At 41.7% G+C, this 15,607-nt stretch carries 15 protein-coding genes; 8 read left to right on the forward strand and 7 right to left on the reverse strand.

Going from position 1 to position 15,607, the window contains the following annotated elements; genetic code table 11:
• Positions 1–62 precede the first annotated feature (62 nt).
• Positions 63–1,343, reverse strand: coding sequence for an aspartate kinase (locus tag PTT44_RS12605; RefSeq protein ID WP_005400573.1), 1,281 nt, complete (start codon positions 1,341–1,343; stop codon positions 63–65).
• 66 nt (positions 1,344–1,409) lie between these two features.
• Positions 1,410–4,103, reverse strand: a complete 2,694-nt coding sequence (gene alaS, locus PTT44_RS12610) for an alanine--tRNA ligase (RefSeq protein ID WP_171527532.1) — start codon at positions 4,101–4,103, stop codon at positions 1,410–1,412.
• 392 nt (positions 4,104–4,495) lie between these two features.
• Here alaS and gap point away from each other — a divergent pair, with 392 nt between their 5' ends.
• Both gap and PTT44_RS12620 read left to right on the forward strand, forming a co-directional pair.
• A complete protein-coding gene (gap, locus tag PTT44_RS12615) occupies positions 4,496–5,530 on the forward strand; it encodes a type I glyceraldehyde-3-phosphate dehydrogenase (RefSeq protein WP_168158941.1) in 1,035 nt (344 codons plus the stop codon).
• Between the two features lie 113 nt (positions 5,531–5,643).
• Positions 5,644–5,949 (forward strand): hypothetical protein, encoded by a 306-nt coding sequence (locus PTT44_RS12620; protein ID WP_004696167.1) that lies wholly within the window; start codon positions 5,644–5,646, stop codon positions 5,947–5,949.
• A gap of 9 nt (positions 5,950–5,958) precedes the next feature.
• On the opposite strand, the gene PTT44_RS12625 is transcribed toward PTT44_RS12620, so the two are convergent.
• Together PTT44_RS12625 and PTT44_RS12630 are read right to left on the reverse strand one after the other, a co-directional pair.
• Positions 5,959–6,258: an AzlD family protein gene (locus PTT44_RS12625; RefSeq protein WP_005400577.1), complete on the reverse strand. Its 300-nt coding sequence runs from the start codon at positions 6,256–6,258 to the stop codon at positions 5,959–5,961.
• Positions 6,255–7,001 carry an AzlC family ABC transporter permease gene (locus PTT44_RS12630; RefSeq protein WP_062033748.1) on the reverse strand — a complete coding sequence of 249 codons (747 nt, stop codon included), beginning with the start codon at positions 6,999–7,001 and terminating at the stop codon, positions 6,255–6,257. Before PTT44_RS12630 ends, PTT44_RS12625 begins: the two co-directional genes overlap by 4 nt.
• Positions 7,002–7,164: 163 nt before the next feature.
• Here PTT44_RS12630 and PTT44_RS12635 point away from each other — a divergent pair, with 163 nt between their 5' ends.
• Positions 7,165–7,620, forward strand: coding sequence for an Lrp/AsnC family transcriptional regulator (locus PTT44_RS12635; RefSeq protein ID WP_062033751.1), 456 nt, complete (start codon positions 7,165–7,167; stop codon positions 7,618–7,620).
• Between the two features lie 88 nt (positions 7,621–7,708).
• Here PTT44_RS12635 and PTT44_RS12640 read toward each other — a convergent pair whose 3' ends face one another.
• A complete protein-coding gene (locus PTT44_RS12640; protein WP_168158940.1) occupies positions 7,709–8,221 on the reverse strand; it encodes a hypothetical protein in 513 nt (170 codons plus the stop codon).
• A gap of 429 nt (positions 8,222–8,650) precedes the next feature.
• Here PTT44_RS12640 and PTT44_RS12645 point away from each other — a divergent pair, with 429 nt between their 5' ends.
• The 4 genes from PTT44_RS12645 (at position 8,651) to PTT44_RS12660 (ending at position 12,672) form a co-directional block, all read left to right on the forward strand.
• Positions 8,651–9,817: an ATP phosphoribosyltransferase regulatory subunit gene (locus tag PTT44_RS12645; protein ID WP_168158939.1), complete on the forward strand. Its 1,167-nt coding sequence runs from the start codon at positions 8,651–8,653 to the stop codon at positions 9,815–9,817.
• Positions 9,818–9,886: 69 nt separating this feature from the next.
• Positions 9,887–11,206: an adenylosuccinate synthase gene (locus PTT44_RS12650; RefSeq protein ID WP_004696178.1), complete on the forward strand. Its 1,320-nt coding sequence runs from the start codon at positions 9,887–9,889 to the stop codon at positions 11,204–11,206.
• A gap of 200 nt (positions 11,207–11,406) precedes the next feature.
• Positions 11,407–11,712, forward strand: coding sequence for a hypothetical protein (locus tag PTT44_RS12655; RefSeq protein ID WP_004696180.1), 306 nt, complete (start codon positions 11,407–11,409; stop codon positions 11,710–11,712).
• A gap of 186 nt (positions 11,713–11,898) precedes the next feature.
• Positions 11,899–12,672, forward strand: a complete 774-nt coding sequence (locus PTT44_RS12660; protein WP_004982314.1) for a M48 family metallopeptidase — start codon at positions 11,899–11,901, stop codon at positions 12,670–12,672.
• 125 nt (positions 12,673–12,797) lie between these two features.
• Here PTT44_RS12660 and PTT44_RS12665 read toward each other — a convergent pair whose 3' ends face one another.
• On the reverse strand, positions 12,798–13,847 hold the full coding sequence (locus PTT44_RS12665; RefSeq protein WP_273795664.1) for an NADP(H)-dependent aldo-keto reductase: 1,050 nt from the start codon (positions 13,845–13,847) through the stop codon (positions 12,798–12,800).
• A gap of 184 nt (positions 13,848–14,031) precedes the next feature.
• On the reverse strand, positions 14,032–14,739 hold the full coding sequence (gene crp, locus PTT44_RS12670; RefSeq protein ID WP_004696183.1) for a cAMP-activated global transcriptional regulator CRP: 708 nt from the start codon (positions 14,737–14,739) through the stop codon (positions 14,032–14,034).
• Between the two features lie 147 nt (positions 14,740–14,886).
• On the opposite strand from crp, the gene PTT44_RS12675 reads away from it, so the two are divergent.
• Positions 14,887–15,309, forward strand: coding sequence for an OsmC family protein (locus PTT44_RS12675; protein WP_004982311.1), 423 nt, complete (start codon positions 14,887–14,889; stop codon positions 15,307–15,309).
• Positions 15,310–15,607: the final 298 nt, after the last annotated feature.

The following is a 15,607-nucleotide window of genomic DNA, read 5'->3' on the forward strand; positions in this document are numbered from 1 at the left end:
CCCTGATTTTTGTAGTCTTTTGCAAAAACTGTCAGACAATGACAAGTTTTTCGCAAGATTGCTTAAGCACGTGCGCTTGATTCACCATGTTCACGATCTAAACCGAAAGCAGTGTGTAGAGAACGTACAGCAAGTTCTAAGTAGTTTTCTTCAATAATCACAGAAATTTTGATTTCTGAAGTTGAGATCATCAAAATGTTGATGCCTTCATCTGCAAGTGCAGTAAACATTTTACTTGCAACACCTGCATGCGAGCGCATACCAACACCTACGATTGACACTTTAACAATGTCATCACGTGTAGCAACTTCGCGCGCACCAATGGCTTGAGCAGTTTCTTGAAGAATTTTTGTTGCTTTTGCAAGTTCGCCGCGGTTTACCGTGAAAGTGAAGTCAGTTGTACCATCTTCTTCAACATTTTGGATGATCATATCCACTTCAATGTTGGCATTACCAATTGGCGATAAAATTTTAGATGCAATACCTGGTTCATCAGGAACACCTAGAATCGTAAGTTTAGCTTCGTCACGGTTAAATGCGATACCTGAGATAATTGGTTGTTCCATGTTGTCTTCCGCCTCAGTGGTGATTAGTGTTCCGACGTTCTTTTTAAATTCTTCGTCGAATGCGCCATCATCGTCATTATCAAAACTTGATAATACGCGTAAAGGCACTTGGTATTTTCCTGCAAATTCAACTGAACGAATTTGTAGAACTTTTGAACCAAGTGATGCCATTTCCAGCATTTCTTCAAATGAAATACGGTCTACTTTTTTCGCTTTTGGTGCAACACGTGGGTCAGTCGTATAAACGCCATCTACATCTGTATAGATTTGGCATTCATCTGCTTTTAATGCAGCAGCAAGTGCTACACCCGAAGTATCTGAACCGCCACGGCCGAGCGTGGTGGTGTTACCATCGGCATCAAAGCCTTGGAAACCAGCAACCACAATCACACGACCAGCATCTAAATGCGCAGTCATGGTATCGGTATCAATCGACTCGATACGTGCTTTGGTAAACGCATTGTCCGTTTTGATCCCGACTTGGCGACCCGTAAGTGACTTAGCTTCAACGCCAATAGAATTGAGCGCCATTGCTAACATTGAAATCGTTACCTGTTCACCCGTAGAAACCATTTGGTCTAATTCTCGTGGGTCAGGGGTTTCGGTAATGGCTTTCGCTAAAGCAAGTAGACGATTGGTTTCGCCACTCATTGCTGATACAACCACTACAACCTTGTGGCCGTGGTCATGCCAACGCTTTACACGACGAGCAACATTTAAAATGCGCTCTGGAGTACCCATAGAGGTACCGCCATATTTTTGAACGATTAATGCCATAGTTGTTCCATATAAACCATGACCCTGAATGCATCATTCAGGGTCAGTTACACAAAAGGTGAAGTTTTATTTCGCTTCAAGCCAAGCAGTTAAATCTGCCATCACTGTTGCAAACTTCTCGTTTAGTGGCGCGCCACCTTGTGCTAAGTCAGGTTTGCCACCACCTTTACCACCAAGCTCAGTTGCTAGATGTTTGATGATGTCACCTGCTTTAATAGAAGCAGTAAAGTCTTTTGCTACAGAGGCGATCAGGCTAACTTTGTCACCTTCAACACCAGCAAGTACGATGACTGCATTTTCTAATTTTGATTTCACACCGTCATGTAGGTTGCGAAGTGATTTCGCATCCATGTTTTGAACAGTCGTGATTAGCGTTTGACGACCCGCAAGCGTTTGAACTTGGCTAAGCAGTTCAGTAGCTTGGAAGCTGGCAAGTTTTTGATTAAGTTGCTCAATCTGTTTTTGCAAGCTTGATGCTGTGTCGACTAAGGCTTCTACTTTTTCTAAAGTTTGGTCTTTTTGAGCTTTCAATAAACCATTGATGGTATTGATATCACGGTCAGCTTTTTGAGTAACTTCAATGGCTTTGGTACCTGTTACCGCTTCAATACGGCGTACACCCGCAGCTACACCACCTTCAGAAGTGATTTTAAACAAGCCAATGTCGCCTGTGCGTTTAACGTGAATACCACCGCATAGCTCGATTGAGAAGTTTTTCTCTTCAATGATTGAACCCATTGAAAGTACACGAACTTCATCACCATATTTTTCACCGAACAACATCATCGCACCTTTTGCTTTCGCAGATTCGATGTCTAGAAGTTCAGTGCTTACTGCTGTATTTGCAATCACTTCAGCATTCACTAAGCGTTCAATTTCTTGAAGTTGTTCAAATGAAACGGGCTGATCGTTGGCAAAGTCAAAACGTAAGATATCTGACGCAACCAATGAGCCCTTTTGTTGCACGTGTTCGCCTAAAATTTGACGTAGTGCAGCATGCAAAAGGTGAGTTGCAGAGTGGTTACGTGCAGTTGCCGCACGGATATCTGCTTTGACTGTTGCTTCAACATTTTGAGCAAGCTTAATGCTACCTACAGTGACGATACCTTGGTGTACAAAAGCGCCGCCCGATTTCTTGGTGTCTTGGACTTCAAAAATACCTGTGTCATTTTTGAAAATACCTGTGTCACCAATTTGACCACCACTTTCTGCATAGAATGGGGTTTGGTTTAGTACGATGAGGGCTTCGTCACCTTCAACCACTTCATCAACTTGTTCGCCATCTTTATAGATCGCAATAATTTGACCTTCGCCAACTGTTGCATCATAGCCGTCAAACTGAGTTTCGCCTTCAACTTTAACAACAGTGTTGTAGTCAATTGCGAATTTACCTGCATCGCGTGCACGTTGACGTTGTGCTGTCATTTCAACTTCAAAGCCAGCTTCATCAATGGTTAAATCGCGTTCACGTGCAATGTCAGCCGTTAAGTCAGTAGGGAAGCCGTAAGTATCATAAAGTTTGAAGACCACTTCACCAGGAATTACAGAACCTTTCAGTTGAGCTAATTCACCTTCAAGCAATTTCAAACCTTGCTCTAAGGTTTTTGCAAATTGCTCTTCTTCTTTAAGTAGCTGAGCTTCAATACGCGTTTTCTGCGCTTCAAGTTCTGGATATGCAGCACCCATTACTTCAATTAAAGGTTGCAACATTTTGTGGAAGAATGAACCTGTTGCACCCAATTTATTACCATGACGTACTGCACGACGGATAATACGACGCAGTACATAACCACGACCTTCGTTAGAAGGGTTTACACCATCAGCAATCAGGAATGAACATGAACGTGCGTGATCCGCAACCACTTTAAGTGATGCAGGATATTGAACTGGTGTACCTTTTTCGCGAGCTTCTGCTTCAAGTGCAGCGGTATCTAAACCAATAATTTCAGCGGCTGCTTTTAAAAGGTGCTGGAATAAATCGATTTCGTAGTTTGAGTTAACGTGTTGTAAAACAGCAGAAATACGCTCTAAGCCCATACCTGTATCAACAGAAGGCGCAGGAAGAGGGTGCAATACGCCATCCGCAGTACGGTTGAACTGCATGAAAACGTTGTTCCAGATTTCAATGAAACGGTCGCCATCTTCTTCAGGTGTACCCGGTAAGCCACCCCAAATATGGTCGCCATGGTCAAAGAAAATTTCAGAACATGGACCACAAGGACCTGTATCACCCATTGCCCAGAAGTTATCTGATGCGTATTGACCACCTTTGTTGTCGCCAATGCGAATAATACGAGATGCATCTAAACCAATTTCTTTGTTCCAGATGTCAAATGCTTCGTCGTCGGTGTGGTAAACCGTTGCATAGAGTTTGTCTTTAGGCAGTGCTAACCAAGCTTCACCTGTTAGAAAATCCCATGCAAATTTGATCGCATCACGTTTGAAATAGTCGCCAAATGAGAAGTTACCTAACATTTCAAAGAAGGTATGGTGACGTGCGGTATAACCGACATTGTCTAAGTCGTTGTGTTTACCACCTGCGCGGACACATTTTTGTGAAGACACTGCGCGGACATAATCACGTTTTTCTAGGCCTAAGAAACAATCTTTAAATTGGTTCATACCCGCATTGGTAAACAACAAAGTAGGGTCGTTGGCGGGAACTAGAGAACTCGACGCGACACGTGTATGCCCTTGCGATTCAAAGTAGCTTAAAAAAGCTTCGCGAATTTCAGCTGATGTCATAAAACGAGTACTCACAACCAAGTCACTCCATAATTTCGATTTGGCTAATAGTATCTGAAGAAAGTCTTATTCTAAATACGCTGACTTCAGATACTGGCTTAAAATTTTTAAAACGCCAAATTATAACGGAAAAAGGATGTTGCACCAATCACTTTAAGGCGAATTGATGACATTTCTATGTATTCGATAGTTCTAAGATTTTGCTTGTTATTGTTGGATATTTATATCATTTCGTGGAGATGAGGTGATTAGTGCGAGGTGGTCAGGCTGGTCAACTTATGACTTAAGGGTTCATATTCATCATCTTCACTGATGGGTCATAGAAAAAGAAAGCTTAACCAAATCTGTATAAATCCATTAATATAGGCCTGCTTTATCTTTCATCATTTTATACATAAGGGCAAGTCATGCAACGAGTGGCGATAAATGGATTTGGTCGAATCGGACGTAATGTACTACGCGCTTGGTTTGAAAATCCAAAGAACTTTCAGTTTGAAATCGTCGCGGTAAATGATGTAGCAGATGTAGAAACCTTATTGCATTTATTTAAATATGACACCACGCATGGGCGCTTTCCGGGGAAAGTCGATTTAAGTTATGAAAATGAACGTATTTTTCTGCATTTATCAAATAATCAAGCACAACTCAAAGTTGAAGTCTTGCGTCAGGAAAGCCCGCAAGATTTACCTTGGGCAAGTCTCCATGTAGACGTGGTTCTAGAGTGCACAGGTTTATTTCGCTCGCGCGAAGCGGCAACAGGGCATATCAGCGCAGGTGCAAAGCGGGTGATTATTGGCGCGGCACCTTTTGATTCGGTTGATGCCGCCATTGTGTATGGGGTGAATCATCATGAGGTCAAAGCCAGTGACCAAATCATTTCCAGTGTGTCATGTACAACACAGGCCTTAGTGCCTTTGGTTAAAATCATTGATGATGCTTTTGGAATTGATACTGCACTCATGACCGAAATTCATGCAGTGACTGCCGATCAGTCTGTATTAGATCATGCGCATCGTGATTTAAGACGTGCTCGTGCTTCAGGTCAAAATATTATTCCCACCACATCGTCAGCCCTCGGTGCTTTAAAACAAGTCATGCCAAAAATGGCCGATCGTATTGATGGTTATTCCATCCGTGTGCCGACTATTAATGTAGCTGCAATTGATTTAACTTTTATTTCGCAAACACCGATTACCGACCATAAAATCAATGAAGTACTGATTCAGGCGGCGAAGTCGGACTACCGTGAAATTATGGATGTGACGGATGAACCTTTGGTATCTTCAGATTTTAATCATTCACCCTATTCACTTATTGTTGATTTAACGCAAACCATGGTGGTCGGGCATCAAGCCAAAGTCTTTGCGTGGTATGACAATGAATGGGGCTATGCAAACCGCTTATTAGATTTGTGTGAATCTTTTAGTACGTCAACCACATAAAGGGCTTTATTTTTAAGCATCTTTTACTCTGAAAACAAGATGATAGGCATAGACCGAATACTGACTTGTGGTTATCATGAATCTATAAACGAAAATAATGTAGAGCGGTGCTTATGTTGATCTTAATTTGGGGATTTATTTTGCTGTTGGCGGTTGCTGTCGTATTTTTAATTTGGTTTCAATTTAAAAATCAGGCAGATAAAACTGATCCAAGCGTAGAGCAGAATCAACTGCAAGAAAAAGTACATCATCTTGAAGAAAACTTAAAAAAGACCTTGGAAATTATGCAAGATCTTGCAAAAAAGATGCATGTGCAACAGGAAGTGATCGAACAGACCACGTCTAAGTTGCAAAAAGTTGAGTTACAAAACGCTGAATTGGTGAATATTCTCGCTAAAGCCGTACAGCCTGAACGCTAAAAATTAAGTTTAGATGAGCACGGTACGTAATAATGCCGCGCTCAGCATACTAATCACAACGGTTGGTAAAAGTGAAAAGCGTGAAGCTGCAATCAATGTGATGGCAATGGCGAGTAGATCTGCGACATTGTCTTTGACAAAATAAGGTGCAATTACTGAAATAAGTACGCAGCCGGGAACAACTTCCAAAATCTTTCGTTGTTTGTTGCTTAAAGTTTTATTTTTCAGCAAAACATAGCCCAATATACGCGTCAGATAAGTGGTTGCTGCGACCAATAAAATCGCGATAAGTGTTGTGCTGTGGATCATAGCTCATCCTCCTGAATAAATAAGAAGGCAGAGGCGATGCCACAGATTGCCCCAATAGGCACATACCAACCCGTCGGTAAATATAAATAAGCAATGGCCGCACTGATTAGACTGATAAGCCAAGGGCGTGCGGCGCTGAAGCCTTTCCACATACCACGTAGTAAAACCAAAAATACTGCAGCAAAGGCCATATCAAATCCATAACGGTGAACATCGCCTAGCAAAGGACCAAGAATGGCTCCTAAGCTGGTAAAACTGACCCACATCAAATACAGAGCAAAACAGATGCCTGCGTAGTAGGACATGCTAAAGGCCTGTTGTAGCCCAAATCTTTTCTTCTTTTCTGCATCGGCAAGCGCTGCGGCCCAACTTTCATCACACATGAAAAACAGGGCAGGGAAAACCTGTCGATTAGGCAAATGGCGTAAATAGGGCACGAGACTTGCACCCATGAGTAAGTGACGGCTATTGACTAGGAACGTAATGAAAATTAAAACGAGAAAATTTGGTGGATTGGTCCAGACTTCGAGTACGGCAAACTCGGAACCGCCCGCAAAGTTTAGGCCAGTAAATAATGGAACTTCTAAATGGCTAAAGCCTTTTTGAGTGGCTTGTGTACCTAAGACCAAAGCAAAAGGAATAATGCCTAGCAGCATGGGGATAGATGTTTTAATACCGCGTTTAAACTCGACGTAATCGGTAGAATCATTGAGTTCTTGAGTTGTATTTCTAAGGGAGAACATTTTAAATCGCCTATGCGTGCTAGGTTTTGGTGCAGTAGGTGAATAAGTGTAGGGTTTTTCCAGAGATATTTTTTGCTTTATTTAGCTTAATATAGAGCTTGTTTGGAATAATATGCTGTGATTGGTTAAGTCTGAGCAAAATTATGCTTTAGGGGTGGAATTTATGGATCAAACAGATAAGCGTATATTACAAGTACTACAAGTCGATGGGAAACTTCAAAATAATGAACTGGCTCAGCGCATTGGACTGTCTGCTTCACCGTGTTTAAGACGAGTAAGACAACTAGAAGAAGACGGGATTATTCGGGCTTATGTGGCTTTGGTAGATCCTGCTAAAGTGAATCTGCGATTGACCGTGTTTGCACGCATTTGGCTAAAGAGTCAGGATCCGCAAACGGTGAACCAATTTGTTGAATCGATTCGTGAAGTTCCTGAAGTGGTCGAGTGTCATTTAATGGCAGGGGATTGTGATTTCTTTTTACGTATTGTGGTTGCAGACTTAGACGCCTATCGACAGTTTCAAATCCATCGTCTAAATAAAATCCCCAATATACAAAGTATTAAAACAGAAATTCCATTACAAAATATCAAACAAACCACAGAATTGCCGATTTGGTAACTCAAAAGTTGATAGCGAAATTGCCCGTGAATGTGACAGCATGACTCAAAGTGATAGGACTTGTACTCTAGTCATGCTACTTAGGATATTATGACTCTTCGTTTAAAAAGCCTTCTTTAATTTCTTTAGGCAGATCTGCGTGCCACCATGCATAAATACTGGCTTTAATTTCTTCATCTTCTTCAGGATCATTTAAAGGTTCATCATCTTCACGAACCAGTTCATCACCTTCAAATTTGAACCAAAACTCCCAAGGATCATCATCACCGCAACCCCATGCTTGCGCATGGATGTCTGGAAGCAAGGCTTTCAGGAAGAATAAAATAGCTTCCATGAACTCATCACCTGATGAACCATGGACAAAGTGTGCGATGGAATAACCCGCGAGGGAGTATAGCGATTCAGGACCTAAGTCAAACTCGATATTATCGACGGTATTTAAAATATCTTCGGCCAGTTCAGCACCATGTTCTGGATTGATGTCACAGACTAAAGCCGTAAATTGACTCGCATCGCCGCGATGTTCTTGAAATAATCGGTCTAATTTTGACATGATTTGAGCATCTGAATGCTTGTAATATAAGTTGCTGTGCATTTCCATCGAATTTTCCCCAAGTAAAAAATATGTGATTAAAAGTGTTATCTGTATAACGCCGTTGTATTTATTGTTGCTGTTAAATTGAGCTGAAGTATAAAATAATGTGTTTTTTGTGCAAGCACAGGTATAATTGGAAATAAAATATAAAACAAAGTCTTATATGAATTTTTCCAATCTGTGCAGAGCACTAGGATGAGTTAATATTATTTATTCTGATACTTGGGCATTGTCTAAAGCCATGTTTTGAATGGCTCGCTCAAAATCGGTAAGAATTTATAAAGTTGTTAACGATGACATCGAAACGATAAATTAAATTTTCCGAAATTGTCTAATGCACAGCACATTGTATCGTGATAGACTAAGAGAAATCGGGTGTGCCCCGATTTTTTTATGCGGATTCGTTCCGCGCAGACAAGATTTTAGGTTTACAACATGCCCATTTCAGAGACATGGTTATTACCTGATGGTGTAGCTGATGTACTACCAGAACAGGCGCAAGTGATTGAAACTTTGCGTCGTCAAGCATTAGATTTCCTCGCAACTCGAGGTTATCAGTTGGTGTACACGCCATTCATTGAATACATCGAATCGTTATCTTCTCTTTCAGAATCGAATCAAGATTTAGACTTAGCCACTTTTAAAGTGATTGATCAGCTTTCTGGTCGTTTGCTTGGTGTGCGTGCCGATATGACACCACAAGTGGCTCGTATTGATGCGCATGTACATCCAGTTGAAGGCGTCGCTCGCTATTGCTATGCAGGAACAGTCCTACATACCAAACCACAGGGCTTTAATACCACGCGTACACCTTTGCAGCTAGGTGCTGAGCTATTCGGTTCAGACAGCATCGATGCCGATGTGGAACTGATTGATGTGATGATCAGCCTGCTTGAAAAAACAGGTTTTGCAGACGGTATCCATTTGGATTTAGGCCATGTGGGCTTATTCCGTAGTATGGTGAAGGTTGCGGGTTTAAACAAAGCGACTGAACGCCAACTCTCTGATTTATACCAACGTAAAGCTCTGCCAGAATTGGCTGAATTTACCCAAGATTTAAACTTTGGTGCTGACTTTTATACTTTAGGTCGTTATGCAAGTGACTTAGATGCCTTGCAAATGCATTTAAGTTCAGAAGTCCTTGCCGATGCAGAATTTAAGCACGCTTTTGATGCATTAAAAACTACACAATCTGAGATTCAAGCACGTTGGCCAAATCTTCAGATGGGTATTGATGTGGTTGAGCTGCGCTCATATCACTACCATACGGGCTTAATGTATGCCGTTTATGCACCAAACCGTGCTGCGCCATTGGCACAAGGTGGACGCTATGACGGAATTGGTGAGCACTTTGGGCGTGCACGCCCAGCAACAGGCTTTAGTTGTGACTTATATGCACTTAGTGCAGGTCGTTTTCAGCAAAACAGTCTTGTGGTTGCTCCCAAAGGTACTCAAACAGATTTGATCCAAGCGATTGAACACACGCGTGCTCAAGGCATGAGCGTGATTCAACTTTTGGGGCAGGATGATTTAACTACGCTTCCATATGCAACGCACCAGTTGGTGAATGTTGCAGGTCAATGGACTGTAGAACAGATTTAATCACTTCTTCAGGTAAGCTAAAACCTGAGAAGTTCTTCAATTTTAACAGCATGATGCAATGAGGCTATTATGGGCAAGAATGTTGTGGTACTCGGTACCCAATGGGGCGACGAAGGTAAAGGTAAAATCGTCGACCTGCTCACAGATCAAGCGGCTGCGGTCGTTCGTTATCAAGGCGGACATAACGCAGGTCATACACTTGTCGTTGGTGGTAAGAAAACTGTATTACACCTCATTCCATCTGGTATTTTACGTGAAAACGTACTGTGCTTAATTGGTAATGGTGTGGTGCTTTCTCCTGAAGCGCTCATCAAAGAGATGGACATTCTTGAAAAAGAAGGCGTGCCAGTTAAAGAACGTCTACGTATTTCTCCGAACTGTCCACTGATTTTGCCAAACCATATTGCACTTGACCAAGCGCGTGAAATCAAGCGCGGTAATGCGAAAATTGGTACCACTGGTCGTGGTATTGGTCCTGCGTATGAAGACAAAGTTGCACGCCGTGCAATTCGTGTTGCAGACTTGGTTCGTGGTGGTGAGCATCTTAAAGCTCAGTTAACTGAACTTCTTGAGTACCATAACTTCCAATTAACGCAATTCTACGGCGTAGAAGCAGTTAAATTAGAAGATGTACTTGCGCTGTGTGATCAATGGCGTGAAGTGGTTGCACCACTTGTGATTGATGTCACTACTGAGCTGCATAATTACCGTAAAAACGGTGATAACATCATGTTTGAAGGTGCTCAAGGTTCTCTTCTAGATGTTGACCATGGTACATATCCGTATGTAACGTCTTCAAACACGACTGCTGGTGGCGTAAGCTCAGGTTCTGGTTTGGGTCCATTACATCTTGACTATGTATTGGGTATTACCAAAGCATACACAACACGTGTAGGTGCAGGTCCGTTCCCAACTGAGTTGGTTTATGACGCTGCAAATGACGTAGGTGATGCGATTGGTAAGCACTTAGGGACTGTAGGTTCTGAATTTGGCGCCTCTACGGGTCGTCAACGTCGTTGTGGTTGGTTCGATGCTGAAATCCTTCGTCGTTCTGTAGACGTAAACTCACTTTCAGGTATTTGCTTAACTAAACTTGACGTTCTTGATGGTTTAGAAGAAGTGAAAATCTGCGTAGGTTACGAAGCGGCAGATTCTGGTTGTGTTGGTTCTTCTGATGCGCTTGCATTTGAAACTTTAAAACCAATTTACGAAACGATGCCGGGTTGGTCTGAGTCTACCTTTGGTGCGAAATCAATGGATCAATTGCCACAAGCAGCGATCAACTATGTAAAACGCATTGAACAATTAATCGAATGCCCAATCGATATCATTTCTACAGGTCCAGACCGTGAAGAAACGATTGTTTTACGTCATCCATTTGACGCTTAAACGATAAAGCATTGAGTAAAAAACCCTGTCTCGTACAGGGTTTTTTATTTGTGCGATCCATCTGTACATGAGCGTTACAGATATTGATTTAAGCTGCTGAGCTGGAATGATTTTCCCGACTAAAGTTGCATGAATAAGCACGACATAATGTATACGTGCTTGATAGAATAAAATGCACAATAAACAGATGAGCAGGCAGGATGCAAAAGAATATCGCGGGAACTATTTTTTACTCACTACTTTTTGCTATGGGTGGTGCGCCAACAATCGCGATGATGATTATTCAAGGGCAAACCACTGATCCAGATGTGATTTATAGTGCACTCATTGGATTGTCTGTGATTATTGCTTGTATCTTGGTGCCAATCATACTGCTCCAAAATGCATTTCTGTTTGCAAAGCGTAAAAGTGCGACCCTTGAGGAAAAAATTGAACCCTTAAGCCACCTGTATTTGGGTTTAAATATCCTGTGTTTGGTTTATTGGCTTTTAATTCAGTTTATGTAACTAGGTTTAAGGTGGCGTGTAGATAAAGCTTTACCGCTGAAATTTGGCTTATTGTACTTAATTGTGAAGATATTTTTACATAATTGCTATGATAAAACGCGGTGATGATATTTAACACTTTAAATCTATTCAATATAATTCAGCACATTATGTAAAATGCTTTGAGATGGATGGAGTTAAGCAATAATGAAAAATAAAATATTAATGAGTTTGTGTGCAGCAAGTGTTGTTACCATTTCAGGTTGTGCAACTTTTGCGGAAGTGGCAGGTGCAGACACTGCAACATTAAATGCAGCAGCAACCCAAGGCTTCAACAAAACAGTGAATGAAGCGCGAAGCACAAAGACCTTAGATACCTCATCTACGACCTATAAGCGTATTTATGGTGTATTCAATCGCTTGAAGCCATATGCCGATCAAATGAACCAAACTGGAACGAAATTTGACTGGCAGTTGGCGGTACTTAAGTCAAATCAGGTCAACGCCTATGTTGCACCTGGTGGTAAGGTGGTGTTCTACACAGGTATTGTCGATAAATTGAACCTAACGGATGCTGAAATTGCAGCGGTGATGGGACATGAGATGGTGCATGCTTTAGAAGAGCACTCGAAGAGTAAGGTTGGTGCGCAGGCATTAACGGATTTGGCATTGGGAATTGGTCTAAGTGCAGCAGGTGTAGGTCAAACGGGTTCAGCAGCAGCGCAGCTAGGTAGTCAAATTGGTATTGGTTTGCCTTACTCACGTAGCCTAGAAAGTCGTGCAGACCAAGGCGGCTTAATGTTGATGGCTAAAGCAGGCTATAACCCTCAAGCCGCAATTAGTCTGTGGGAAAAAATGAATAAGCTTGATGGAGCAGGCGGTTCTTCATTCCTGTCGACACACCCGTCAAATAGCCAACGTATTGAAGCAATGCGTAAGAACTTAGCCGCTGCTCAAGCGGTTTATAATCAAAGACGTTAATTTGTTTTTGAGTAAAAAAGGACGCCATGGCGTCCTTTTTTATTGTCAGTTGATGATTTTGAAAATCATCAATTATTTGTGACAGGTGAAGTCGTATTTCACCTGAACAGCTGACTAAGAAATATCTATGGCGCAGGATTAGGTTGTTGCTGATGGATAGCTTGAATACCCTGTAAAACTTCTTCCGATAAATCTATCTCAAAGGCTTGGATATTTTCTTTCAACTGGTCTAAGTTGGTCGCACCAATAATCGTACTGGTCACAAAAAACTGCTGCTTGATGAAGGCTAAAGCCAGTTGCGTCGGCGTTAAACCATGCCGTTCAGCTAATTGTGCATACTGTTCCGTAGCCCATTCACTCTCTGGGTTGCTATAACGACTAAAGCGGCTGAAAAGCGTCACGCGAGCATTCGCTGGGCGTGCACCATTACGGAATTTACCTGTGAGATAGCCAAAAGCGAGTGGGGAATAGGCGAGTAAACCAACGCCTTCATATTTCGCAATTTCTGACATACCAATTTCATAAGTACGGTTCAATAGGCTATATGGATTTTGCACACTGACAAATTTAGACAGGCCGAGCTGTTCTGCAATTTGTAGAAACTTCATGGTGCCCCATGGTGTTTCATTAGATAAGCCAATATAACGAATACGTCCTTTTTGAATCTCTGCTTCTAGTGCTTGTAGTGTTTCTTGCAAAGAGGTCACGGTTTGCGTGTTATGAGCTTCACTGTTTTCATAGCCTAATTTGCCAAAAAAGTTGGTTGGACGTTGTGGCCAGTGTAGCTGATATAAATCGATATAATCGGTCTGTAAACGCTTTAGGTTGCCATCTAGAGCCGAAGAAATGTCGCTTGCATTAAAACGAGTCTGTCCATCACGAATATGACTACCACCTTGAGATGGCCCTGCAATTTTAGAGGCTAGAAATAACTTGTCCCGACCGCCGCGCTGGGCAATCCATTGGCCAATAATACTTTCGGTTGCACCTTGTGTTTCAGGTTTTGGAGGAACAGGGTACATTTCAGCAGTATCCCAAAAGTTAATGCCTTGCGCCAAAGCATAGTCAAGTTGCTCAAAGGCTTCAGCTTGAGTGTTTTGCTCACCAAAGGTCATGGTGCCGAGACAAATTTCAGGCACCAAAATGCCTGTATTGGCTAAAGGTTTAAATTGCATTCAACATTTCCTTTTATGGACTGCGTTTTTCCGGTCGAATTAGGTTACACAGTTATGCCCAGTAGGTTAAATCACTATTTTTACAAAGTTTGTCATGAATTTGTCAAAACAGAAGCAGATTTAAAGGCAAAAAAAAGCAAATCCTAAGATTTGCTTTTGGCTGTATCAGCTACGAAGAAAAGTCTTATTCTTCGTCTTCATAGTCATCAGCATTCGCTTTTGACTCTTCTAAAGAGGCATCAAAAATTAAGATGGCTTTACCATCAGTTTCGATCATGCCTTGCTCTTCGAGTGTTTTCAAAACACGACCAACCATTTCACGTGAACAACCGACAATACGTCCAATCTCTTGACGCGTAATACGAATTTGGCGGCCATTTGGTAAAATCATCGCTTCAGGTTGCGAAGATAAGTCGATTAGGCAACGTGCAATACGACCTGAAACGTCGATAAATGCAAGGTCAGTCACTTTACGAGTGGTATTTTTTAAACGGCGAACTAGCTGTGCAAATACTGCATAGCTTAGGTCAGGGTATTGTTTGCTGAGCTCATGGAAGTTTTCATAAGTCACTTCAGCAATTTCGCAGACATCACGGGTACGCACTTCAGCAGTACGTTGTGAGTTTGCTTCGAATAGACCCATTTCCCCAAAAAAATCACCCGCATTTAAATAAGCGACCACGATTTCACGTTCATCGTCTTCACGCAGAATAATGGAGACCGAACCTTTTAAAATCAAATATAAAGATTTAGATTCTGAGCCTGCGTCTACGATGGTGGTACGCTTAGGATAACGATTAATATATGCGCGTTTTAATAATGCTTTGACTGACTCGGGGAGTTGACCTGGAGACAGCGCATCAGTGCTTAATTGTGAAAAGCTTGAAGTCATGCTAACGGTTCCGAAAATGGATAAAATATAGATCGCACAGACCTAGGGTGAACTTGTCACACAGTCAGAGCTGAAATTCCTTATCAACTCAATTTATGTTAGTGTACAGTCACTTCGTCAATCTATAGCTTTTTTTAGGTACTTGCAATGCAAACAACTGTTCATTGGTTAGAGAATGTTGCTTTCGAAGCAAAAACTCAAAGTGGTCACAGTGTTATCATGGATGGATCGCCAGAATATGGGGGTGAAAACCGTGGTCCAAGACCAATGGAATTGATCCTGACGGGACTGGGTGGTTGTGCCTCTTTTGACATCGTAACCATACTTAAAAAATCACGCCAAGAAATTACCGATGTACGCTGTGAACTCAAGGCAGAGCGGGCAGATAGCATCCCTGCAGTGTTCACAAAAATCCACTTACATTTCGTGATTACGGGTCATGCGGTGAAGGAAAAACAAGTCGCAAAAGCTGTGGAATTATCGGCAGAAAAGTACTGTTCTGCGAGCAAAATGTTGATGGATGGTGGGGTTGAAATCACCCATGATTTTGAGATTATTGAAGCAAATTAAACGCTGACTTTTAAGTCATTTGAGGCTGATCTAGTGATCGGCCTTTTTCATGCTTCACGCTTTTGTTTTGATTCCGTAAACTGGGACACAATTCATCACACGAATAAATAGAAAAATGCGTTGTTTGTTTGATTAATAATTGATCAAATGATTTTGGTTGTCACGGATTGATAGGTCGTCGTGGTCTTTAATACATAAATAATCTAGGTTGGCGCTTGAAAATAAGGCGGATAAGACCCATCTTATAACCGAGTCTTATGAATTTATTGTTAAGATAAGCTAATGAAAAATAAGTTAA

The sequence above is a fragment of the Acinetobacter sp. Gutcm_16 genome, assembly GCF_028649355.1.
GTDB classification, from domain to species: domain Bacteria; phylum Pseudomonadota; class Gammaproteobacteria; order Pseudomonadales; family Moraxellaceae; genus Acinetobacter; species Acinetobacter johnsonii.

Coding starts and splice junctions, on each gene's coding strand:
- PTT44_RS12605 (WP_005400573.1), bottom strand. CDS start 1,343: ATGGCATTAATCGTTCAAAAATATGGCGGTACCTCTATGGGTACTCCA.
- gap (WP_168158941.1), top strand. CDS start 4,496: ATGCAACGAGTGGCGATAAATGGATTTGGTCGAATCGGACGTAATGTA.
- PTT44_RS12620 (WP_004696167.1), top strand. CDS start 5,644: ATGTTGATCTTAATTTGGGGATTTATTTTGCTGTTGGCGGTTGCTGTC.
- PTT44_RS12625 (WP_005400577.1), bottom strand. CDS start 6,258: ATGATCCACAGCACAACACTTATCGCGATTTTATTGGTCGCAGCAACC.
- PTT44_RS12630 (WP_062033748.1), bottom strand. CDS start 7,001: ATGTTCTCCCTTAGAAATACAACTCAAGAACTCAATGATTCTACCGAT.
- PTT44_RS12635 (WP_062033751.1), top strand. CDS start 7,165: ATGGATCAAACAGATAAGCGTATATTACAAGTACTACAAGTCGATGGG.
- PTT44_RS12640 (WP_168158940.1), bottom strand. CDS start 8,221: ATGGAAATGCACAGCAACTTATATTACAAGCATTCAGATGCTCAAATC.
- PTT44_RS12645 (WP_168158939.1), top strand. CDS start 8,651: ATGCCCATTTCAGAGACATGGTTATTACCTGATGGTGTAGCTGATGTA.
- PTT44_RS12650 (WP_004696178.1), top strand. CDS start 9,887: ATGGGCAAGAATGTTGTGGTACTCGGTACCCAATGGGGCGACGAAGGT.
- PTT44_RS12655 (WP_004696180.1), top strand. CDS start 11,407: ATGCAAAAGAATATCGCGGGAACTATTTTTTACTCACTACTTTTTGCT.
- PTT44_RS12660 (WP_004982314.1), top strand. CDS start 11,899: ATGAAAAATAAAATATTAATGAGTTTGTGTGCAGCAAGTGTTGTTACC.
- PTT44_RS12665 (WP_273795664.1), bottom strand. CDS start 13,847: ATGCAATTTAAACCTTTAGCCAATACAGGCATTTTGGTGCCTGAAATT.
- crp (WP_004696183.1), bottom strand. CDS start 14,739: ATGACTTCAAGCTTTTCACAATTAAGCACTGATGCGCTGTCTCCAGGT.
- PTT44_RS12675 (WP_004982311.1), top strand. CDS start 14,887: ATGCAAACAACTGTTCATTGGTTAGAGAATGTTGCTTTCGAAGCAAAA.